Genomic DNA, 23,355 nt, shown 5'->3' with positions numbered 1-23,355 from the left:
TTAATTACTTTTTAGTGAATTGATAAGTGTAACTAACAATTGCTTTGCCGTTAGATTTTTTAACTTTTTTAAGATAAAATTTACCTGTTTTTAGTTCGGCATAAGAACCTAAAGTTAACTCAGAAGTTAATGTGCCACTTTTTAGGTTGATTACAGTTGGAGCTTTAACATTATCAACTGTCCAAGTGCCCGTATTAAAATCTGAAATTTTAGGAGAGTTACCCTGTGTAATGATAAAAGATGTTGGTGTTCCAGCTGCATCTCCTTGTAATGCAATCACTAAATCTTTGTAAGCATATACATTGGTAATGTCTAATTCTTTGTATGGGAAACCTTTGGTGGCTGCATCTTCATCTTTTTGGGTAACCTTGGTTAAACCCCAAGTACCTTGTAATGATTTCACTATATTTTCTTCTTCGCCAATTGGCCCAAATTCTTCTGGCTTGCAACTATAAATGCTAGTAATGCATAATGCCAATACGATATATTTAATAATTTTCATATTTCTTTATGTTAATTAGTTACAACCACCTTCAGGATTTCTTTGAAAACTTGTGTTGCTTGCCATTTCACCTTGAGGAAACTGCAATACCAAGCCTGGGCAGTTCCAAACTGCACCACGTTTATCAATGTTTTCACCTTTGGCACCAATTCTTTTAATTTCTGAAATTCTATTGCCTTCGCCAGCCATTTCAATGCTACGTTCGAAACGAGCATTGGTTTTGATTAAGCTAGCAGAAGAAGCCAAAGGAATACTTCTGGTGTTATTATAAGCTCTAGCTAAAATATCATTGATGTCTTGAGCAGCAACAGTTAAATTTGTGCCAGTTTCTGCAGCAGATTCTGCTCTAATTAACTTGATTTCTGTTAAGTGAATAACTGGAACTTCAAATCTATCTTTATTGTATTTAGTAGTTACAATAAAACCAGGGTATTTAACATTATCATATAAAACTTTACGCGTATCATTAGTTGTGTTAACACTCGCGTAAAAATCTGCCGTTAAACGGAACGTGGGTAAGTTAAAATCAGACCTGAATTGTCCACGTAATTCGCCACCAGCTTCATAAGCACTTAAAGTACTGATGATTTTGAAAATACTTTCTTTAGAACCTGCTTCAGAAAAACGTGAAATGTAAGTGTCTAAAATAAATTTATTACTTGTAATTACTTGATTTGAATAAAGGTATGCATTAGCAAAATCGTTCATCTGAAAATACACTTTTGCTAATAATGCTTTTGCGGCCCATCTTGTAGCATAACCTCCGTTTTCATCTGGTAATTTCAGTTCTGCAATTTTTAAATCTGTAATGATTTGATCATAAACTTGTTTAACAGGAGCCCTAACTCCAGGGTCAATACTAGTTGTTAATCTAATAGGAATACCTAAATGTGAATTGTCTGAAGTAAATCCATAAGGTTGTGCAAAAAACTGGACCAATTGGAAATGAGATAATGCTCTAATAAATTTTGCCTGACCTTCTAAGTTATCTCTCATTGAGATAGCCTTATCTAAATTTTCTAAAACTGTATTTGCTCTAAAAATTGATTGGTAAATATCAGTATACATTCCATTTTTATAATCACCGAAAACAGAAGTTTTACGGCCAAAAATTTCACCGAAATCCCCAGTTAATAATGTTCCGTTTATTTGATCGCCTAGCATTTCATTGATAACTTGGATTTTACCGCCGAACATGTTTCCTCCACCTACAATTTGATAAGCAGAATTCATTACTGCTTTTAATCCAGTTTCATCTGCAATGGCTTGTTCCTTTGGTATCGACTCCAAAGGAGGAGTTTCAAGGAATTTTTCACAACCTGTACCTACTACTGTAATAACAGAAAGTACAATGAAGGATTTTAAAATATTTTTATAATTAATTTTCATTTTCTTTAGCTATTAATGTGTATTAAAATGAAGTTGATAAGCCAAAAGTGATAGACTTTTGTTGTGGAGTAGTTAAATACGTTACATTCGGGCTCATGTTTCTATCTTGTGGATTTTCGAAATCTCTTGCAATTTCTGGATCGCCACCTGGATACTTACTGAATGTTAACAAATTCATACCTGTAGCAAATAACCTTAGGTTTTGTAATCTCAATTTGTTAGCAAAATTTGCAGGTAAAGCATAAGATAATGTAACTTCTCTTAATCTTACAAAAGTAGCATCATACAAAAACATAGTCGAATTGTATTGCCATTCACTTGATAATCCATCATAAGTGCCTGGGCTCATTGTTAAACGTGGGAAATCGGCAATATCTCCTGGCTTTCTCCAACGGTTAGCGATGTCTGTTCTTATATTCCAATCAGTAACCACACCTAATTGACGTTTAGCTGATGCGTCATATAAATTTCCACCTATAGCGAAAGTAAATAGCGTATTTAATTCGAATCCTTTGAACGAGAAGGTATTTGTTAATCCTCCAACATAATCAGGCAAGATTTTACCTACGGGTACTCGGTTATCTAGTGAGAAAGTTTTAGTTTCAAAACCGTCTTTATCTAGCCAAATTGGCAAACCATCGTTAGGATCGACACCTTTGAAACGTACCAAAAAGTTCGTTCCGATTGGATATCCCTCAGCTATACGCGTATCGTTAGTGCCACCTCCAACTGCATCAGGTGTCAATCCATCAAGACTAACCACTTCATTATAGTTTTTAGAGACATTTAAGCGTGTTACCCATTTAAAGTTTTTAGATTGAATATTGGTTGTATTTAAGCTTAACTCAACCCCTTCGTTTAAAATTTCACCTACGTTTAAATAACCTGATCCAAAACCAGTAGAAGGTGATATGCCGCCATTAATTAAAGCACCTTTGGTTGTTTTTCTGTAGTAAGAGAATTCTCCAGTAATACGATCTTTAAATAAGCCAAAGTCTAAGCCTAAATCCATATTTCTACCTTCCTCCCATCTTAAAGAAGGATTTGCTACGTTAGTTGGGAATAAAACAGGCTGACCGTTATAACTACCAGAAAATTGGAATTGTTGATAGTATTGAGCAGATGGGAAGTTAGAACTACCAACCAAACCATAACTAGCTCTTAATTTTAAGTTACTGATTACTTTATTGTCTTTTAAGAAATCTTCTTGACTGATATACCAAGATGCAGAAGCAGCAGGGAAATAACCATATTTGTTTTCAGGACCAAATTTGGATGATCCATCTCTACGGGCTAAAACCTGTAGATAATATTTATTATCGTAAGAATAATTGATACGAGCAAAAAGAGATGCAAAGGTATCTCTACCATTGCCGCTATAATAAAGTAAACTGTTGCTGTTAGCTAAATTTTGCATTGCCGCATATAAATTTTCTTTATTTTCTGAAAATGGCTCATTTGCAGGTCCATTTATCCCGTTAGGATAACTATTTCTGTATGAGAATTGAGACTCAGTGCCAATTAAGGTTGTAACTTTATGTTTATCTGAAATTAACCAATCGTAAGTTGCAGTACCAGAAAAAGTTCTGTTGAAAATTTTGGTTGGATATAATGTAGCGTTACCAATAGTTGAGTTATTAAGCGATGCTGGAGTGAAGATATTATCTTGTACATCCAAATTATCCATGTTAAAACTACCTTTTAAACTTAAGTTCTTAATTGGTTTTAACTCCATAACCACACCAGCTAATAGACGAGAATTTCTAGTTTTCCAATCCAATAAACCTAGGTTTCTTGCTGGGTTAGCACCATTGCTAAAGAAAGTGCCATCAGCATTATAAACTGGGTAGATAGGTAGTGCTGTAGACATTGCTTCTCCTAAACCACCGCCCCAAGCTGCATTTACTCGTTGGTTTGTACCTTTATCATAACCTACGTTAATACTAGTAGAAAAATATGATGTTGGTTTAATATCAAAGTTAGTTCTAAAACCATAACGCTCGTAAGAGTTACCTTTTAAGAAACTTTCATTATCACTGTAATTTGCAGAGATGTAAGTTTTTATTTTGTCTGTGCCTTGGCTAAATGAGATGGCTTGATCGTTAGACTTACCGGTTTGTGTTAAAATATCCCACCAATCGGTATTGTTTTGTTGAGCTTGAGCCAAAGTTAAACCACCAGGTAGGGGAGCCAAACCAGTGTTGCCATCATTCGTCCATGCTTCTTGGCGCAATTGTAACCATTCTGATCCTGTAACAAATTCTGGTCTATTCGCGTAAGTACTTAAGCCATACTTGGTTGATAATGAGATTTTTGGTTTGCCAGTTTTACCTCTTTTAGTAGTAATTAAAATTACACCATTTGCACCACGTGAGCCATAAATACCTGCAGCACCTGCATCTTTTAAAATCTCTACAGACTCGATGTCATTAGGATTGATGGTTGCCAAAGGATTTTGGTTCATCGCTCCTCGGTTACCGCTAATAAAAGGGTCAGCTGTGATTGGAATTCCATCAACAACGTATAGCGGATCACCACCAGCACTAATAGAACCAATACCTCTAATTCTAATTACCGAGCCGCTACCAGCTAAACCGCTGCCTTGTGTTACTTGTACACCTGCAGCCTGTCCTTGTAAACTAGCTTCGAAACTTGGTGTAGGCAATGAAGTTAATTTATCGCCACTCACTTTAGAAATGGCGCCAGTAACCTCACGTTTAGTTTGGGTGCCATAACCAACCACAATTACTTCGTTTAGGTTAGTTTGCTCGCCTTTTAAGTTAAAGTTAGCCACCACATTTGTAGTACCTACAGTTACCGTTTGTTTTAAAGATGCGAAGCCAATATACTTTGCAGTTAAAGTATAAGTTCCACTGGTTAAACCTGTAAGTCTGAAATTTCCATCGCTATCTGAAACTGTTAATTTTTGCGTGCCGTCTACTTGTACAGAGGCACCCGGAATTGGTAGTTTAGACTCGTCGACAATTTTACCAGAAATGCTTCCGGTTTGAGCGTAAGTTGTTAATGTGCAGAGCGCAAAAAACATTAACAAACAAAGCTTAATTGGGTAAAGTTTTTTCATTGAAAAAGCCCGTTTTAATGGTTAAATATTTGGTTATAAAATCTTGTGTATTACACTTTTGTAAATTTAACGTAGCAGATGAAAATTCAAAATTTTATATCATATTTTTTTTGAACACCATATTTTGAGGATGTTAAACCATTAAAAAAGCAAATTTTATAGCTCATTTTTTTTGAATATATTAGTTTTATAACTTTCAAGTACTTGTAAATCAAGCTTTTGAAAAATTAATTTATCATAGTAGGTGTAATTTTTACACTATATACAATTTATGTCAGTTTTCGGGAACGTTTTCGGGAACGTTCCCGAGATTATTAACATTTTTTTCAACCACTCAGTAAGTCGAGGGTTAAAATTCTGCGTATTTTTAGGAAAAGTCTATTTTTTTTGAAAAAAAATGCATGGATTTAAAGCAGAAAATTGGACTGTTTTTTAGCTCAGATTTACCCGTTAAAAGTAGATTCTCTTTGGATCAATTTCGACTTTAAAATCACCTCCGAATCTGGATGAACATCAGCAGGATTTTCGAGCATTTTAAACAGCAGTTCGGCTGCGGTTTTACCCAATTCGGCAGCAGGTTGAGTAACGGTACTTAAAGCTGGATTTAAAAGTGGGGCAATCTCTAAACTAGAAAAACCGATGACCTTTAAATCTTTAGGAATGGAGAGCTTAATATCATTACAAGCATAATAGGTGGCAAAGGCCAAACGCTCTACCGAAGTAAAAATGCCATCAGGTTTTAAGGTAATGAATGCTTGCTTTAATAAATCGATATTTTCTTTGTAATTGTTAGTGCAATCTATAATCAGCTCGTCTTTGAAAGGAATTTTAAATTTCTTTAACGCATCAATATAGCCTTGCATCCGTGTTTTACCAATAGACAAGGTTTTGTTTACAGCTAGATAAGCTATTCTTTTACAGCCTTGTTGAATGAGGTGTTTGGTGGCAGAAAAACTACTGTCATAGTCATTCGTAATTACACGAGGGGTTACAATATCTTCATAAACACGATCGAAAAATACCAAAGGCAAACGCTTTTTACCAATTTCATTGAGGTAATTATGATCATTTGCTTCGCCAGAAACCGACATGATTATTCCATCGGCTCTGCCATTGTGTAAGTGCTTAATAAAGGATACCTCTTTTTCAAACTGATCGTTTGTAGAATAAACTAAAATGTGATAGCCTTTGGCATTTGCAACACTTTCTATGCCTTGTATGGCTAATGAGAAATAATTATTACCCAATTCTGGTACGATAACAGCAATAGTTTTGCTTTTTTGCTCACGTAAATTACTAGCATAATGGTTAGGCTGGTAGTTTAACTCTTTTGCCATAGCCAAAATACGCTCCTTTGTTGCAGAGCTGATATCGCTATTGTCTCTAAAAGCTCTAGATACGGTTGATGTAGAAAGACGAAGGGCCTCGGCAAGTATTTTGATATTTACGTGATCCATCTACTGATAGCTGTTAATTTTGTCTGATTTTGGTTGTAAATATAAATGATAAAAAAAGTATTTATTTCTATTTATTTGTTAAATGATTATAAATTAAATTTAATGTTCAAAAAAATCAGTCTCTTTATCTTTTTAGTGCTTATCTGTGCAATTAGTTTTGCTCAAATTAAGGTTGTTTTCAGCTTTAAAGTTGATAAGTTAGATTCATCATTAAATTATTTTGTGGCAGGTAATTTTAACAATTGGACACCAAATGACACTGCATTTCAATTTAAGCGCAAAGCGGATGGTTCTTACATACTCGAAAAAAATCTTCCGGTAGGTAATTATGAGTATAAGTTAACCAAAGGCGATTGGAAAAGCGTAGAAACTGGCATTAATGGGGAAACAGTTTCTAACAGGAAATTAGCTTTAAAGATTGATACTGCAATAGATATTAAGGTTTTAAATTGGGCAGGTCATTTTAAAAAATCTAAACCTTTTAATACTGCAACTTCAAATGTAAAAGTAATTGATACTGATTTTAACATCCCCCAATTGGGGAAAAAGAGAAAAATATGGGTTTATTTGCCACCAACTTATGAAATTACAAATGCGAAATATCCAGTTATTTACATGCACGATGGACAAAATTTATTTGATGAGGCAACAAGTGGTTTTGGTGAGTGGAAAATTGATGAAATTTTGAATGACTTTGCTAAAAAAGAAGTTAAAGAATTTATTGTGGTGGGTATAGATCACGGAAAAAGCGATCGGTTAAAAGAATATAATCCTTATGATAGCGAATATGGAAAAGGTGAGGGCAAACAATATGTAGATTTTTTGGCGAAAACATTAAAACCCTACATCGATAAAACTTATAGAACCAAAAAAGATTTTAAAAACACAAGTATTGCTGGTAGTTCAATGGGCGGATTGATCAGTATGTATGCCATTATACGTTATCCAAATGTTTTTGGTAATGCAGGTATTTTTTCGCCAGCATTTTGGATTGGAAAACCCATTTTAGATGATTTAAAGATTGCTCAGCATCAAATTCGTAATCGTAAAATTTATTTTGTAGCTGGTGAACAAGAGAGTAAAACGATGGTAAGCGATATGAAAGAGGTCTATCAAATCATAAATCCTTCTGGTAAATATAAAAATATAAAATTTGTGACAAAAACTGATGGAGCGCATAAAGAATGGTTTTGGAGTCGTGAGTTCGTAGATTTTTATAAATTTATAGCTCGGTAGACCTATTTGTTGATGCAAAATTATAAGATGCAAAATTTTGTAATAAAAGACTTCGATTTTCTGTTTACTAAAATGAATGAATTATGAAACAACAAAACGCTGTACAAATATTTGAGGATAATAAAGTGAGAACAGTTTGGGATACTGAACAAGAGAAGTGGTATGTTTCTATTGTTGATGTGATTGCTGTTTTAACTGATAGTCCAAATCCACAAGTTTATTGGAGAGTAATGAAAAAGCGGCTAAAAGATGAAGGAAATGAAACCGTTACAAATTGTAACGGTTTGAAATTGCCTGCGCAAGACGGTAAAATGCGACTAACAGATGTTGCCGATACAGAACAACTCTTTCGACTTATCCAATCTATACCTAGCCCAAAAGCCGAACCTTTTAAACTTTGGTTGGCTCAAATAGCCTCCGAAAGATTGGATGAAATGCAGGATCCAGAATTGACTATTGATAGGGCATTAGAGCAATACATTCAATTAGGTTATTCTGAGAGCTGGATAAATCAACGTTTAAAAAGTATCGAAATAAGAAAGGAATTGACAGACGAATGGAAAAAGAGAGGTTTAAAAGAAGGGCAACAGTTTGCAACACTAACAGATATTATAACTAAAGCTTGGGCTGGCAAAACTACTAAAGAATATAAAATATTAAAGGGTTTAAAAAAGGAAAACCTTAGAGATAATATGACTAATACCGAACTTATTTTAAATATGCTTGCAGAAGCATCCACTAAAGATATTTCTCAAGCAATTAATCCAAAAGATTTTGACGCTAGTAAAAAAGTTGCAAAACAAGGCGGTAATGTAGCAAAAGTGGCGATGAAAGAATTAGAAGCCAAAACTGGTAGAAAAGTAGTTTCTTCTTTAAATGCAAAAACAATTTTGCCCATCCCAAGTAAACTAGATACAAAAGGAAAATAGAATTACTAGTCCAAAATTTAAGAGCCTTAAGGGTAGAAGGCCAGTTTAGCGTATTTTAAGAAGAAGCATTAAAATGATTTTTGAACCTGAGTTGTTGATTTTTGTAAATTTATAGCTTTATAGAATTAAACAATTTGAAATGCATGTTGCAAGATTTTTTTTAATTTAAAACATCCTAATTTATTATATATAATGCGAATTGATTTTAGAAGTGATACCGTAACTAAACCTACAGCTGGAATGTTAGATGCCATGATGAGTGCAAAAGTAGGTGATGATGTTTTTGGCGAAGATCCAACTGTTAATGAATTGGAAAAGAAGTTGGCTGATATGTTTAACATGGAAGCAGCTTTGTTTTGTCCATCGGGCACGATGAGCAACCAAATTGCCATCAAATGCTTTACAAACCCAATGGATGAGGTAATTTGTGACCAAACAGCTCACGTTTACAGATACGAAGGAGGTGGTATTGCTTATAATTCATTAGCTTCTGTACGTTTGTTAAATGGCGAAAGAGGAATTTTAACGCCAGAGATGATTGAGCCAGAAATTAACGATGATAACATTCATTATCCAAATTCGAGCTTGGTGGTTTTAGAAAATACCGTGAATAAAGGTGGCGGAAAATGTTATAGCTTAAGTCAAATAGAACCAATACATCATTTATGTGCAGTTAAAGGTTTAAAACTTCACTTAGATGGGGCACGGTTATTTAATGCCTTGGTTGCCACAGGCGATGAGGCCAAAGATTATGGAAAGTATTTTCACGGCATTTCGATTTGTTTATCAAAAGGCTTGGGCGCTCCAGTTGGCTCTGTGTTTTTAAGTTCTAATGAAATAATTAAAAAAGCCACAAAAATTAGAAAAGTTTTGGGCGGCGGTATGAGGCAGGCTGGTTTTTTAGCTGCGGCTGGTATTTATGCCTTAGACCATCATGTAAATAGATTAGCAGATGACCACGCACATGCAAAAACCTTAGCCCTTGCACTAAGCGAGGCTAATTTTGTAAGTTCGGTTATGCCAGTAGAAACCAATATTGTGCTTTTTGATGTAACCCCAAATTATAAAGTTGAGCAGGTAATAAAAGCTTTGGAAGCCAAAGGAATTTTTTGCAACAGTACATCAACAAAAACAATTAGGTTTGTAACACATTTAGATATTACGGCAACAATGGTTGATGAAGCTATTGAAATAATCAAAAAAATGAACATTTAAACTATGTCTCAAATCTCCAATCACACATCTCAAATTTCTAAAATATTAGTTGCCAACCGTGGCGAAATCGCTTTGCGTATCATGCGTTCGGCAAAAGAAATGGGTATTAAAACAGTTGCGGTTTTTTCAGAAGCTGATAGAAATGCCTTGCATGTTCGTTATGCCGATGAGGCTATTTGCATTGGCCCAGCGCCTTCAAATCAATCTTATTTAGTTGGCGAAAAAATTATTGAGGCATGTAAAGCTACTGGTGCTCAGGCAATTCATCCTGGTTACGGATTTTTATCAGAAAATGCTGGTTTTGCCAGAGCGGTTAAAGATGCGGGCTTAATTTTAATTGGTCCTACGCCAGAAGCTATGGAAACCATGGGTAATAAACTTTCCGCAAAAGCTGCAGCATTAAAGTATAATATCCCGATGGTGCCTGGTACAGAAGAAGCCATAACCGATCTAGAAGAAGCTAAGATTAGAGCAGTTGAAGTTGGTTTTCCAATCTTAATTAAAGCTGCAGCTGGCGGTGGCGGTAAAGGAATGCGAATTGTAGAGAGGGTAGAAGATTTTGAAGAGCAAATGCATTTGGCTGTCAGTGAAGCAACATCAGCATTTGGAGATGGCGCAGTTTTTATTGAAAGATACGTTACTTCGCCTCGCCATATCGAAATACAAGTTTTAGGCGATACTTATGGCAATATTGTGCACTTGTTTGAGCGTGAATGTTCAGTGCAACGTCGCCACCAAAAAGTGGTAGAAGAAGCACCATCATCAGTTTTAACGGAAGAAATTAGACAAGAAATGGGTCGTTGTGCGGTTGATGTTGCCCGTTCGGTAAACTATGTTGGCGCTGGTACAGTAGAATTTATTTTAGATGAAAATCTGGATTTTTTCTTCCTAGAAATGAATACCCGTTTGCAGGTTGAACATCCTGTTACCGAAATGATTACAGGATTAGACTTGGTAAAAGAGCAAATTAAAATTGCCAGAGGCGAAGCATTAAGCTACCAACAAGATGATTTAAAAATTAATGGTCATGCGGTAGAATTACGTGTTTATGCAGAAGATCCTTTAAATAATTTTTTACCAGACATAGGTACTTTGCAAACTTATGTTATTCCAAAAGGCAATGGCGTACGTGTTGATGATGGTTTTGAAGAAGGTATGGAAATACCAATTTATTACGATCCGATGATTGCAAAATTGATCACCTTTGGTGCCAATAGGGAAGAGGCCATTAACCGAATGATTAGAGCAATTGACGAATATGACATTACGGGCATACAAACTACCTTAAGCTTCGGTAAATTTGTAATGCAACATCAAGCTTTTACTTCAGGTAATTTTGATACCCATTTTGTAAGCAAGTATTTTAATGCCGATAGTTTAAAAAACGATAATAAAGAAGAAGCTATGTTGGCAGCTTTAGCAACTGTGTTAATGTTGCAAAAAGAAAAAATAGCAGTTTCGGCTAATACACAAGTAGAAAGTGCGAGTAGTTGGAAAAAGAATAGAAAGAATTATTTGTAAAATTTGTCATCCTGAGCCTGTCGAAGGAGTTTAATGAGGTGTTTCGACAAGCTCAACATGACATTATCTGAAATAAATGTTTACAGGAATAATAGAAACCTTAGGCGAAATACAAGACATTGTAAAAGAAGGTACAAACGTTCATTTAACAGTAAAATCTACCATTTGTGCCGAACTTAAAATAGACCAAAGTGTAGCGCATAATGGCGTTTGCTTAACGGTGGTAGCTTTAAATGAAAATTCGCATACGGTTACTGCGATTGAAGAAACATTAAACAAAACCAGTTTAGGTAATTTAAAAATTGGTAGTAAAGTAAATTTAGAGCGTTGTATGCAAATGAATGCCCGTTTAGATGGGCATATTGTACAAGGTCACGTAGATCAAACTGCAAAATGCATTTTGGTAAACGAACTTGATGGGAGCTGGGAATATCGTTTTAAGTACAATGCAATCTTAGGCAATGTTACAGTAGAAAAAGGTTCAATTTGTGTAAATGGCATTAGCTTAACCGTTGTTAATTCTCAGCATGATGAATTTTCGGTTTTTATCATTCCTTATACCTATGAGCATACTAATTTACACGAAGTAAAAGTAGGCGATACCGTAAATTTAGAGTTTGATATTATTGGCAAATATGTGGCTAGATTAATGGGAAATAAATAGTTCATTGGTTCAATTGTTTGTACGGTAGCCTTAAACATTAAGGCATTAAGAAGAATTGAGTCTTAATATTTCTTAACTTCTTAATGTTAGTTTTTGAAAAGCAAAGACAGTGGTTCTTTTGAAAATTCAGCCCTGCTTTCCCTACAATCTTTTTTTCGCTGTCAGCCTAAGCGTAGTCGGAGGGAAAGCGTAGAAAAAAAGTATTTTCGCTCTATCAGGTTTAGATAAAAAGGTTCAGTTACAAAAATTTGCAAGTTCAAAAAAAAATGTATTCGCTTAACTATCAATAGTTAATAAAAAAAATGTATAGCAAAGAAGAAGCATCAAAACTCCGCCAGCAATTTTGGATAACATTTGGCAAGTACATGAAACCCATTCTATCTGCCGAAGGCTTACCGATTAATTGGGTAAACTATAAAACAGGTGTTAAAAATGTGTTCTTTAAAATGAATGCCGAGCAAAAGTATGCTACTATTTCTATAGCCATCACTCACGCAGATTTTGCAACTAGAACTTTGTTTTTTGAGCAATTTATAGCTTTTAAAAACTTATTTAATGATGCAATAAATGAGCAATGGGAGTGGGAGCCAAATGCGGTGGATGAGTATGGAGTTACGTTAAGTAAAATTTCAAAAACGATTACTCATGTTACTGCTTTCAATCAACAAGATTGGCCTAAAATCATTTCATTTTTAAAGCCTCGTATTATTGCTTTAGATCAATTTTGGACAGATGTTAAGCCAGTTTTCGAAGATTTAGGTTGAGTAATTTCTGCTATTCTTGTTTTGGTATAATCAATTTGAGATTTTTCACCCGCAGTTGGTTTGCTTTTTAAATATTGATTGTAATAGCTTAATGCAGTTTTAGGTTGGTTGAATTTAAAATCATAAAGTAGTGCCAATCGATAATAAATGCTATTGTAATCTCCAAAAGTTAAACCTTTTTTATAAGCTGCAGTAGCGTTAGTATTTTGGTTTCGTTCTTCATAAATACCACCTAAAAGCGAATAATATAGTGGCACATTTGGCGAAATTCCTTCCTCTATTGTCTTTTTAGCATAAAATGTCGCCATTTCATAATTTTTTAATTCGCGGTAACTAATACTCATGTAGTACAATATCGATTCGTTTTGCATCGACATATTTTCTAATCGTTTGTAAAGGTCAATACATTTTTGATAGTTCTTTAAAGAAAAATTGGCTTTGCCAACATCTCTTACTACGTTAGCATCTCCACCATTTCTTAATAGCTTTTCGCCAACATTAATTACTTCTTTATACTTTTTAAGTTCGTTAGCAATAGGTAATTGAGCTTGTTGTAATATCAAATTGTTTGTATCAGCTAATATGGCAACTTGTAAAACTTTGTAAGCTGGCTCAAAAACTTTTAAATATTTATATTGTAGTGCTAAATCGAACGCTACATCAGCATCTGTAACGTTAAGGCGATTGGCTTTTTCCAGGTATTTTACTTTAAGTTTAATACTGTCTGTATAGTTGGCCAATTGCTTAAAAGCATTAAAATTTGTACTATCTAGCTTTATAATGTCTAAAAGATAAAACTGGGCCGCAGCTGTATTGCCTCGTCTAGAATTAATGTTGGCTAAACTAAACAGAACCGAAAGTGTATTTGGTTGTAATGCATTAATTTTTAGGTAATTTTTTTCTGCATCGGGCAATTTACCCGCCATCATGTAACAATATGCAATTTGACTAAGCGCTTTTAAATCATCTGTATCTGGTGGATAAATGGATTGTAAATATTGAGCAGCTTCTGCATATCGTTGAGTTTGGTATAAGTCTAACAATTTTTCTCTATCGATATTTATATTTTGCGCTTTTACAATGCAAGATACTAAAAACAAAAAAATCAGGATTAAGGACTTCATCATAATGGAATAATTTTAAACTAATTTATTAGTTATTATTTGTTTTTCCAAAATGTATTTAATTTTTATTGATGCTTAACAAACTTTTAAGGTTTTAATTGGTTATATAAATGAAACAAATTGTTTTATCATTAATAAAAAAGAATTATGGATACGTTAAAGAAGTTTGAGTTAATGGAAAAGATTGTAAGAGAATTAGAAGACTTACAACATTCGCAACAGGCAATTATCCAAAAAATTGGAAAAATTGAAGTTGACAATATCGAACTAGGCGATAAAAAATTAGATAAAGATTTACCAGATATGCACCAAAGAGTTGCAGATAACTTGGATTCGATTGTTGATATTTTAGCTTATTTTGCAGATAAAACGCAAAATTTTGGTAATAAAAATAACGTTGAAGCTTTAAAAGAGCAAGAAATAATAAACCAAGTATCTGGTCAGTAAAATTTAAATGGCTCTTGCAAAAGAGCCATTTTTTTTATTTTTTATAAAGATGTGGGCACCGTAATGCAAAACTTTGATCCTACGCCAACCGTACTTGTAACCGTTATATCTCCATCGTTACGTTCCATAAAGTCTTTACAAACCATTAAACCTAATCCAGTACCTTTTTCGTTTGAGGTGCCTCTGGTAGTAACGTTTTCTTCTTTAAAAATTTTGTCAATCACATCTTCTGGTATACCAATTCCATTATCTTGTATGCAAATTAGCATATTGTGGTTTTTCTGGTAAGCAGCCGTTATATTAATCTCACAATTAGGATGACAAAATTTAATCGCATTATTAATGATGTTTCTCATTACAATTTGGATCATCAAAATATCAGCATAAACCATTTCACCCGGAAAAACATCATGTATAATTTTTATCTGTTTTAATGTTGCAGCAGGTAGGTGGTAGTTTATTTCGTTAATGATTAAACTTCTGAGGTTAAAAAATTCCTTTTTAATGCCAAATCCTTTTAGTTGACTACGAGACCAGTGTAAGATGTTTTCTAAAAGATCGGTTGTATAAATAATATCTTTACTTAAACTTGGCGATAAAATTTTAAATTCTTCAGTGCTGATTTGATTATTTGAAATCATTTTTAAAACTTCAGACAAATTAACTAATGGCCCTCTTAAATCATGTGCTATAATTGAAAATATTCTATCTTTTAGTTGGTTTAATTTTTCAAGTTCTTTTGCTTGCTCTTTTGCGGTAATCGCATCTTTTTTAAGCGTAGTTAAATCTTGTAATTTAATGATTGTAAAATTATTATTGATTTTGTTCTCGTTTAAAAATAGAATATCGGCCTCTAAATAAAAGTAGTTGCCATCAACAGTTAGATTAAGTTCAACTTTGCCAGGCGTATGTGTTTCAATGTGCTCTAAAAGCTGAGGCTGGTTGGGTAAAACATACTCAATATGTTTTGCTATTAAATCTTCATTTATTTTGCTATCTATAAATTGAGTGGTTGATTTATTATAATCAATAATTCTATTCTGATGATCTAAAACAAAAAATCCATCTTGCATTAACGCCAATACTTTCTCTCTTGCAATAGGTATAATGTCGAATAATTTAAACCTATAAATACCAATAAAAATTAAAAATGTGGCTATAATAAATGCAAACGGTGTTAAATCTATATGTCCAAATGGCCTGATACCCAAAAGATAAAACATATTTGTTATCCAAGGAACTAATGCAGCAATAACTATACTGTAATTTTGCTTTTTATAAATCGAATCTATAGTTTTAAATTTTTTGATGACCAAAAAAGTGCCACACGCTAAAGTGACATAAAAATAGGTGGTAAAAATTAAATACCATGGGCCTGGCTCTATGTTGGCAATAGGAAATGGTCCATCCAAAGAAATAGTTAGCGATTTATAGTGTAAGTGATGTAATGGATTTGTCCATACCATTAAAATTGTAACGATAGGAATGGTAACTATCGATATGAAATTTAAAGGTTTTTTATACCAACATTCTTTTCCACTAAAATATAAACAGAAAATAAACCACAATATAGGAACTGTAGCAATACCTATATACTCTATATTAATTAATATTTTAATTTGTTTAATTGTGCTACTAGCTAATTCTAACCCATAAGCTATAGACCAAATGGAATTAGCAAACATCATTACCGAAAACCATTTTACAGTACTTCCGCCTTGCTTAAAAATATAGCCAGCTAAAATTAAAGTAAGTAAACCACAAACAATTAAGAAAGTAGAATAAACGTTAAATGCAAAGTCCATTTGAGAATGGTATAATTTAGTTTTTAAAGATAAACTTTTATGTATAGATGTTTGTTAAAACAACAAAGAATAAATTGCTAGTTTTACGAAAAGAATTATCCTTACACTTAATATTGTTTATAATGAAAAAAATTATCCTATCATTACTAGTGTGTTTATGTTTAAGCACATTAAGTTATGCTCAAATTATTCCCTCTTTTCAATTCGGCTTAAAAGGCGGGTTAAACTTATCAAAATTTAGTACAGCTAATACATTTAGCAGCGATAATCAAGCTGGTTATTATGCTGGTATATGGACTCGTATAGGTGCGGCGGGTATTCATTTACAGCCAGAACTTTATATTTCTGGTAAAAATACAACGCTAAAAAATGATGCAGGAGTTGAAAATGAAGTTAAATTTACCAGTTTAGATGTGCCTATTTTATTAGGTACAAAAATTGGAGCTGCTGGTGTTGGATTGAGATTAAATACTGGTCCCGTATTTTCATTTATTATAAGTGAAGATCAAAGTTTAGGACAAGCAACTGCTGCGGCATTTAACGGAGAGTTTAAAAATCAGGCTATTGCTTGGCAATTTGGCTCTGGTTTAGATGTAGGTAAATTAGGTATTGATTTAAGATATGAATTGGGCTTATCAAAATTAAACTCGTCAAATTTCTCTTCAACAAAGTTGAATTTGTTTACCCTTGGTTTAGCTTATAAATTGTTTTAAGCAAACCCACTTTGCATTTTTTTAAGATGGATAGACTTTCTAGTCTATCCATTTTTTTTGTAAATTATTAATTTGTTTCTTTTGGGATTTCTTTAAGCTCGTATAAAAAAGCTCCTTTAATTGTCCGGATAGATTTTGCGCCAGCATCACTAAGTACTTTTACAAAACAGGCTCCAAAATAAAATATAAACGATGAGTAGAATACAAAAAGCATAATTAAAATTATTGAGCCAGATGCACCGTAAATGTTCCCAATATTGCTCAATGGCAACATAATTCTTAAAATAAACTTTCCAATTGTAAATAAAATTCCTGTTAACAAACCGCCTCTAATTGCAGTTTTCCAACTTGGTCTGCCGTTTGTTAAAAATCTAAATAATACAGTAAACCATGTTGTAACAATAACAACAAATAGTAACTGATTTAGTATTGAAAGGAATATTCTGCCAAATGTTGGTGAGGCATTGTTAATGTAAGCTCCTATAAATGCCTGAATACTATCTGTAACCAAACCTACAAAAAATAAGATCCCTGCAAGCAAGATGATGATCATTGATCTGCCTCTTAGTTTTAAAGTAAATAAAATGCCAGGTTTATCTTTAATGCCAATTTGCCAAATTTGCTCCATCGAATTTTTGATTACATTAAAAAGCGTTGTGGCTACAAAAATGAAAAATATAAAACTTATAATAGTTGCCATCCAATTGTAATCAACCCCTCTAATGTTAAGTAAAGTCTGGCGAATTTGATCGGTACTGCCTTCGTCTAAAATATTACCTAAACGCTCAAAAATTCTGGTTGCTAAGGTTTTTCTATCTACAAAGAAGCCGAAAAGTCTGATTAAAATTAATAAAATTGGTGGTAAAGCAAAGTTTGCGAAGAATGCCGTTGCTCCGGCTAAACGAAGGGGATCGTTTTTTTGAAATAGTTTAAATGCCATGCCGAAATGGCTAAAAAATAATTTGGTTCTTTTGATTGAGTTTGTACGTTTCCCCATTAAAGCCAAAATTAACAATTTTATGGTAATAAATTTTTTAACTATATTTTTAAAGCAAATTCCTTAAGTATTTGCTTTTTTTAAAACATTGCAACTGGCGTGAAGTGCATTACCTTTCATTCTAAACTCCGACAGGAATGGCATCCTTTTTTGTTTGGGATGATGGAGCATGGGGCAACAAAAAAGATAAAATGGATGGCGGGACTACTTTTGTTGAGGGCTGCTTACTTTAATTTTCAAAACCTTTTATAGCTTTTGGGGTTATTGTAAAAAAAAACTTAAACTATGAACAACTTTTTTAGAACGATTATTGCCGGATATGGTGCGAAAAAATTAGGTGGAGGATGTTTATCGACCATTGTTATTTTTGTGGTAATTTATTATGCTTTAGGGCATTGTTAAAATAAATTCGTCATTTCGACTTTAGGAGAAATCTTTAAGTTGGCTACTCAATTATAGATTTCTCCTCGTACCTCGTTCGAAATGACGATATATTCTATTTACAAATTACCTCTTAATTCTTGCTCACGCTCTAAACTTTCGAATAGTGCTTTAAAGTTGCCTGCACCAAAAGATTGAGCTCCTTTACGCTGTATAATTTCGAAAAAAAGTGTGGGTCTATCTTCTACAGGTTTAGTAAAAATCTGTAATAAATATCCTTCTTCATCGCAATCTACCAAAATGCCTAAGCTTTTTAATAAGGCAATTTCTTCGTCAATTTCACCAACACGAGTTGGCATCATTTCGTAATAAGCCTCTGGTGGAGCGCTTAAAAACTCTACTCCACGAGCTTTTAATTCTTTTACCGTTTTAACAATATCTTTAGTTGCTACCGCGATGTGTTGTACGCCTTCGCCTTCGTAAAACTCTAAATATTCTTCAATTTGCGATTTCTTTTTACCCTCTGCTGGCTCGTTAATTGGAAATTTAGAAAATCCATTACCATTACTCATCACCTTACTCATTAAAGCAGAATATTCAGTATTGATTTGTTTATCATCAAAAGAAAGGATGTTTACAAAACCCATTACATCTTCGTACCATTTTACGGTTTCGTTCATTCGGTTCCAGCCTACGTTACCTACACAATGGTCAATGTATAAAAGGCCGGCATCTGTTGGGTTGTATGCACTTTCTAAAGCTCTATAGCCAGGCATAAAAGTACCACTATAGTTTTTACGCTCAATAAACATGTGGATGGTTTCGCCATAAGTGTATATGCCACTCATTTTAACTTCGCCATGCTCATCTGTTAAGGTTTGAGGCTCTAAATATGGTTTTGCGCCACGTTTGGTTGTTTCTTCAAATGCACTATAGGCATCATCAACCCAAAGCGCCAAAATTTTAACGCCATCACCATGTTTTTTAACATGCTCGGCAATTGGGCTGTCTGATTTTAATGCTGTTGTTAAGATTAAGCGGATTTTACCTTGTTGCAAAACATACGATGCTCTATCACGAACACCAGTTTCTGGTCCGGCGTAAGCTAACGATTGAAAACCGAATGCTGTTTTATAATAATGGGCTGCTTGTTTAGCATTACCCACATAAAATTCTATATAATCTGTTCCGTTAATTGGAAGAAAGTCTTGTGCTTTTGCTATTTTTTCTGCGAATGTTTGTGTACTCATAATTGTTGAAATGTTGAATGTTGAAATGTTGAAATGTTGTCCTTCGACAAGCTCAAGATGATATTTATAATCATGCTTTATCCTGAAAATCCCTAAATCTTGATCCTACTCTACGTTAATTTGCCAACTGGTATGGTAACTTTCATCTTCAATATCAACTGCATCTTGCGTTAACATTAATGGCCTAAAAGGATCTATCATTACAGCCAATTCTTCTGTACTTTCTTTGCCAATAGATTTTTCTACCGTTCCGGGGTGCGGGCCATGTGGTATCCCGCCTGGGTGCAAGGTAATTTGACCTTTTACCACGCTTTTACGGCTCATGAAATCTCCATCAACATAATATAAAACCTCATCGCTATCTACATTGCTATGGTTATAAGGCGCTGGAATTGATAATGGATGATAATCGTATTTACGCGGCACAAAAGAACAGATTACAAAGTTATGCCCTTCAAAAGTTTGATGAACTGGTGGTGGTTGATGCAAACGACCAGTTATCGGCTCAAAATCGTGAATAGAAAATGCCCAAGGATAATGAAAACCATCCCAACCCACAAAATCGAAAGGATGTGTGCCGTAAGTGTAAGGATACATGATGCCTTGTTTTTTAATTAGAACTTTAAAATCGCCAACTGCATCAATGGTTTCTAAATCTTGTGGGCGTTTAATATCGCGTTCGCAAAAAGGCGAATGCTCTTCCAACTGTCCAAATTGGTTTCTATAAAGCTTTGGAGTTCGTATCGGACTAAAACTTTCTACGATAAATAGTCTATTTTTTTCGTCGTTAAATTCTAATTGATAGATCGTACCACGAGGGATTACTAAATAGTCTCCATAGGCGAATTTGATTTTGCCAAAGCCAGTTTTTAAGGTTCCCGTACCTTCGTGGATAAAAATTACTTCATCAGCCTGACTGTTTTTATAGAAATAGTCAGTCATTGATTTTTTTGGTGCTGCCAAAGAAATATGTAAATCGCTATTTACCAATACAGGTTTACGACTTTTGAGATAATCATCTTCTGGCTTAATGTTAAAACCAATTAAACTGGTATGGCGCAAATGTTTTTCGCGAGCAATTTTGGGTTCAACCGAATAAGGTTCGCCTAAAGATTTTACAATTGTTGGCGGGTGGCAATGGTAAACTAAGGAATATAAACTTGAAAAACCTTCGGTAGAAACCAATTCCTCGGCATATAAATTGCCATCTGGTTTGCGAAAAACAGTATGTCGCTTCGGCGGAATTGATCCTAATGTATGATATATGGGCATAACGTTAGGTAATTTGGTTAGTAGGTAATTGTATAATATAAAACGTGAAAACGTTTGGTAATGTTGCTCAGATAAAGCTAGAGAGAATATTGTGCAAAAATGATTTTAGAAAGCATAGCAGATCTAAATGCAGCAAGAACTTCGTTTGCATTTAAATTTTGATATGTATATTTTATTATCATTTTATGCAGTAAAAGTATGATTTTAAACGATAATTTCAAATTAATTCATACTTTTAAATATGGCTACGGATGATAAATACCAAGATAAATTAGTTGTTGCAAAAGCAGCTGTAGCGTACGTAAAACACAATGATATTGTAGGTTTAGGAACAGGCTCTACAGCAACATTGGCCATTAAAGAGTTAGCAAAGCTGATTAACAATGATTTTAAAATTACTGGTGTACCAAGCTCTGAGGCTACCAAGGAATTGGCAATTTCTTTAGGTATACCTTTGTTAGAATTAGGTGAGGTTTCTTCAATAGATATTAGTATTGATGGAGCTGATGAATTTACCAAGGATTTGAATTTAATTAAAGGAGGTGGCGGTGCATTATTTAGAGAAAAAATAGTTGCATCACTAAGCAAAAAGCAAGTTATAATAACTGATAGGAGTAAGTTGGTTGATAAGTTAGGTGCTTTTAAAGTGCCAATTGAAGTAAATGCAAATGCTGAGGCTTATGTTGTAAGGGAATTAAAAAAGCTTAAGGGTAAACCCGTAAAACGAATAAAGGAAGGAAAGACTTTTATTACTGATAACGATAATTTTATTTTAGATACTGATTTTGGTTTAATTGATGATCCGAGAATGTTGGATGTTAAATTAAATCAAATTGTAGGAGTTATCGCCCATGGCATTTTTATAAATTTAGCCTCAACTGTTTTAATGGCGAACGGAGATTTTATAGACAGTTATCATAATACGTAAACTTATTTAGCTTAAAGATAGCAAAATAACATTTTTTTGAGATTAAAATTTTTAAAGACTACACTAATTATTAGCTTTACCACTGTACTTAACCAGATATTCTTATGAAACTCGTATCCTATAAAACCGAAGAAATAGAACATTTAGGTGTTTTTGTAAATGGACATATTTACAATTTAAACTCTTGCAATAAGTTAATTCCTGATAACATGAACGAATTTTTGTTGGGAGGTGAGCCGCTGATGGAAAGAGCAAAGCAGATTAATGAAGAAATCATTAGCGGGACTTTAAAACCGAAAGAAGAAGTGTTTTATCAAATTTTAGCACCAGTTCCGCACCCAACTTCTTGCAGAGATGGGTATGCTTTTAGGCAACATGTAGCTGCTGCTCGTAGAAATAGAAAAGTTGATATGATTGCAGAGTTCGATCAGTATCCTATTTTCTATTTTACCAATCATAACGCAATTGAAGGGCCAGGTGAAATAGAATGTATGCCAGATCATTTCGAAAAACTAGATTTTGAATTGGAAGTTGCCGTAGTAATTGGTAAAAAAGGTAGAAATATAAAAGCTGCAGAGGCTGATGATTACATTGCTGGTTATACCATTATGAATGATATGAGCGCCCGAACCTTACAAATGGAAGAGATGTTGCTGAATTTAGGTCCTGCCAAAGGCAAAGATTTCTCTACCGTAATTGGTCCGTGGTTGGTAACACCTGATGAATTGGAGTCATATAAAGTTGCTGCGAAGGCAAATCACACAGGTAATGCCTATAAATTAAAAATGACTTGTCGAGTTAATGGAGTAGAGGTTTCTGCGGGTAACATGGCCGATATGGACTGGACTTTTGCCGAAATTATTGAGCGCTGTGCTTATGGAGTAGATATTTTGCCAGGTGATGTAATTGGCTCAGGAACAGTTGGTACTGGTTGTTTTTTAGAGTTAAACGGAACAGGTTTATTAAATGACCCAAATTATAAAACACAATGGTTGCAGCCTGGAGATGATGTGGAGATGGAAATTACAGGATTAGGGAGTTTAACTAATATCATTACAAAAGTTGATACGGATTTTTCGATACTAGGATTGAAGAAGGGTTAAAGTGTTGAAATGTTTTAAGGTTGAAAGGTTGGCCTTTGTACTAAATTTGTGTTAATAATTAGTAAATTTGAATATATGGAAGCACTCATCGTTTACCCTGAAAATATAGAGCAATTAACTGCACTTAAGGCAATTATGCAGGCTATGAAAATTGCATTTGAGCAAAAGAGCGAAGTTTATCCTCAATTTGTTATAAAAGGAGTTAAAGAATCTTTAAAGCAGGTAGAAGATGGGGATTTAATTCCATATCATGGATTAAATGATTTGCTAAAATAAAATGGCACTTGACGTATTTTATACGCCTAAAGCAAAAGAAACTTTTGTTTTAGTCTATAATTTTATTGCTGAGAAGTTCAGTATTAAAATTGCTAATCAATTTTTAAGTAAAGCTGAAAAAACAATTCATTTAATCTCTCAGCAACCTTTTATGTACAAATCATCATCAATTGATGAAAACGTTAGAATTGCTACTTTTACTAAACATACTGCATTATTTTATCAAGTTAAGCCGAAAAGTATAAACCTCTTGTTCTTTTTCGATAATAGGCAAGAACCTTTAATAATTGTCTAGATCAT

General features: G+C 33.8%; 21 protein-coding genes. 12 read left to right on the top strand and 9 right to left on the bottom strand.

Annotated elements, in window-relative coordinates; translation table 11 throughout:
* Positions 1-4: 4 nt before the first annotated feature.
* From FA045_RS13070 to FA045_RS13055, 4 genes are all read right to left on the bottom strand, one after another.
* Positions 5-502: a DUF5004 domain-containing protein gene (locus FA045_RS13070; RefSeq protein WP_136877531.1), complete on the bottom strand. Its 498-nt coding sequence runs from the start codon at positions 500-502 to the stop codon at positions 5-7.
* A 15-nt stretch (positions 503-517) separates the two neighbouring features.
* Entirely contained in the window at positions 518-1,891 is a 1,374-nt protein-coding gene (locus tag FA045_RS13065) for a RagB/SusD family nutrient uptake outer membrane protein (protein ID WP_136877530.1), read from the bottom strand.
* 22 nt (positions 1,892-1,913) lie between these two features.
* Positions 1,914-4,973 (bottom strand): SusC/RagA family TonB-linked outer membrane protein, encoded by a 3,060-nt coding sequence (locus FA045_RS13060; RefSeq protein WP_136877529.1) that lies wholly within the window; start codon positions 4,971-4,973, stop codon positions 1,914-1,916.
* Between the two features lie 443 nt (positions 4,974-5,416).
* The gene (locus FA045_RS13055) at positions 5,417-6,430 is read right to left on the bottom strand and encodes a LacI family DNA-binding transcriptional regulator (RefSeq protein WP_136877528.1); all 1,014 of its coding nucleotides are present in this window, start codon (positions 6,428-6,430) and stop codon (positions 5,417-5,419) included.
* 102 nt (positions 6,431-6,532) lie between these two features.
* Here FA045_RS13055 and FA045_RS13050 point away from each other — a divergent pair, with 102 nt between their 5' ends.
* The 6 genes from FA045_RS13050 (at position 6,533) to FA045_RS13025 (ending at position 12,759) form a co-directional block, all read left to right on the top strand.
* Entirely contained in the window at positions 6,533-7,666 is a 1,134-nt protein-coding gene (locus tag FA045_RS13050; RefSeq protein WP_169305062.1) for an alpha/beta hydrolase, read from the top strand.
* An 83-nt stretch (positions 7,667-7,749) separates the two neighbouring features.
* Positions 7,750-8,595: a BRO-N domain-containing protein gene (locus FA045_RS13045; RefSeq protein ID WP_136877526.1), complete on the top strand. Its 846-nt coding sequence runs from the start codon at positions 7,750-7,752 to the stop codon at positions 8,593-8,595.
* Positions 8,596-8,787: 192 nt separating this feature from the next.
* Entirely contained in the window at positions 8,788-9,810 is a 1,023-nt protein-coding gene (locus FA045_RS13040) for a threonine aldolase family protein (protein WP_136877525.1), read from the top strand.
* 3 nt (positions 9,811-9,813) lie between these two features.
* Positions 9,814-11,331, top strand: coding sequence for an acetyl-CoA carboxylase biotin carboxylase subunit (gene accC, locus FA045_RS13035; protein WP_136877524.1), 1,518 nt, complete (start codon positions 9,814-9,816; stop codon positions 11,329-11,331).
* A 76-nt stretch (positions 11,332-11,407) separates the two neighbouring features.
* A complete protein-coding gene (locus tag FA045_RS13030; protein WP_136877523.1) occupies positions 11,408-11,995 on the top strand; it encodes a riboflavin synthase in 588 nt (195 codons plus the stop codon).
* A gap of 302 nt (positions 11,996-12,297) precedes the next feature.
* A complete protein-coding gene (locus FA045_RS13025) occupies positions 12,298-12,759 on the top strand; it encodes a DUF4268 domain-containing protein (RefSeq protein WP_136877522.1) in 462 nt (153 codons plus the stop codon).
* On the opposite strand, the gene FA045_RS13020 is transcribed toward FA045_RS13025, so the two are convergent.
* Positions 12,714-13,886, bottom strand: a complete 1,173-nt coding sequence (locus tag FA045_RS13020) for a tetratricopeptide repeat protein (protein WP_136877521.1) — start codon at positions 13,884-13,886, stop codon at positions 12,714-12,716. The genes FA045_RS13025 and FA045_RS13020 overlap by 46 nt on opposite strands.
* 144 nt (positions 13,887-14,030) lie before the next feature.
* On the opposite strand from FA045_RS13020, the gene FA045_RS13015 reads away from it, so the two are divergent.
* Positions 14,031-14,330, top strand: a complete 300-nt coding sequence (locus FA045_RS13015; RefSeq protein ID WP_136877520.1) for a hypothetical protein — start codon at positions 14,031-14,033, stop codon at positions 14,328-14,330.
* Between the two features lie 41 nt (positions 14,331-14,371).
* On the opposite strand, the gene FA045_RS13010 is transcribed toward FA045_RS13015, so the two are convergent.
* Positions 14,372-16,135: a sensor histidine kinase gene (locus FA045_RS13010; protein WP_136877519.1), complete on the bottom strand. Its 1,764-nt coding sequence runs from the start codon at positions 16,133-16,135 to the stop codon at positions 14,372-14,374.
* Between the two features lie 122 nt (positions 16,136-16,257).
* Here FA045_RS13010 and FA045_RS13005 point away from each other — a divergent pair, with 122 nt between their 5' ends.
* Positions 16,258-16,848 (top strand): porin family protein, encoded by a 591-nt coding sequence (locus FA045_RS13005; protein ID WP_136877518.1) that lies wholly within the window; start codon positions 16,258-16,260, stop codon positions 16,846-16,848.
* A 67-nt stretch (positions 16,849-16,915) separates the two neighbouring features.
* Here FA045_RS13005 and FA045_RS13000 read toward each other — a convergent pair whose 3' ends face one another.
* The 3 genes from FA045_RS13000 to FA045_RS12990 all read right to left on the bottom strand — a co-directional run bounded on the left by FA045_RS13000 (position 16,916) and on the right by FA045_RS12990 (position 20,748).
* Entirely contained in the window at positions 16,916-17,788 is an 873-nt protein-coding gene (locus tag FA045_RS13000) for a YihY/virulence factor BrkB family protein (RefSeq protein WP_225871340.1), read from the bottom strand.
* A gap of 557 nt (positions 17,789-18,345) precedes the next feature.
* Entirely contained in the window at positions 18,346-19,476 is a 1,131-nt protein-coding gene (gene hppD, locus FA045_RS12995) for a 4-hydroxyphenylpyruvate dioxygenase (RefSeq protein WP_136877516.1), read from the bottom strand.
* Between the two features lie 105 nt (positions 19,477-19,581).
* On the bottom strand, positions 19,582-20,748 hold the full coding sequence (locus tag FA045_RS12990; protein WP_136877515.1) for a homogentisate 1,2-dioxygenase: 1,167 nt from the start codon (positions 20,746-20,748) through the stop codon (positions 19,582-19,584).
* Positions 20,749-20,989: 241 nt separating this feature from the next.
* Between FA045_RS12990 and rpiA the strand changes: the two genes are divergently transcribed.
* The 4 genes from rpiA (at position 20,990) to FA045_RS12970 (ending at position 23,350) form a co-directional block, all read left to right on the top strand.
* Complete coding sequence (rpiA, locus tag FA045_RS12985) at positions 20,990-21,676, top strand: ribose-5-phosphate isomerase RpiA (RefSeq protein WP_136877514.1); 687 nt, start codon at positions 20,990-20,992, stop codon at positions 21,674-21,676.
* Between the two features lie 104 nt (positions 21,677-21,780).
* Positions 21,781-22,779: a fumarylacetoacetate hydrolase family protein gene (locus FA045_RS12980; protein ID WP_136877513.1), complete on the top strand. Its 999-nt coding sequence runs from the start codon at positions 21,781-21,783 to the stop codon at positions 22,777-22,779.
* A 75-nt stretch (positions 22,780-22,854) separates the two neighbouring features.
* Complete coding sequence (locus tag FA045_RS12975; protein ID WP_136877512.1) at positions 22,855-23,055, top strand: DUF2683 family protein; 201 nt, start codon at positions 22,855-22,857, stop codon at positions 23,053-23,055.
* Position 23,056: 1 nt separating this feature from the next.
* Positions 23,057-23,350, top strand: coding sequence for a type II toxin-antitoxin system RelE/ParE family toxin (locus FA045_RS12970; protein WP_136877511.1), 294 nt, complete (start codon positions 23,057-23,059; stop codon positions 23,348-23,350).
* The last annotated feature ends 5 nt before the right edge of the window (positions 23,351-23,355 follow it).

The sequence above is a fragment of the Pedobacter cryotolerans genome (assembly GCF_005116475.1).
GTDB classification, from domain to species: domain Bacteria; phylum Bacteroidota; class Bacteroidia; order Sphingobacteriales; family Sphingobacteriaceae; genus Pedobacter; species Pedobacter cryotolerans.
Note: the sequence above shows the minus strand (reverse complement) of the source record. Positions and strands in the feature narration are given on the sequence as shown.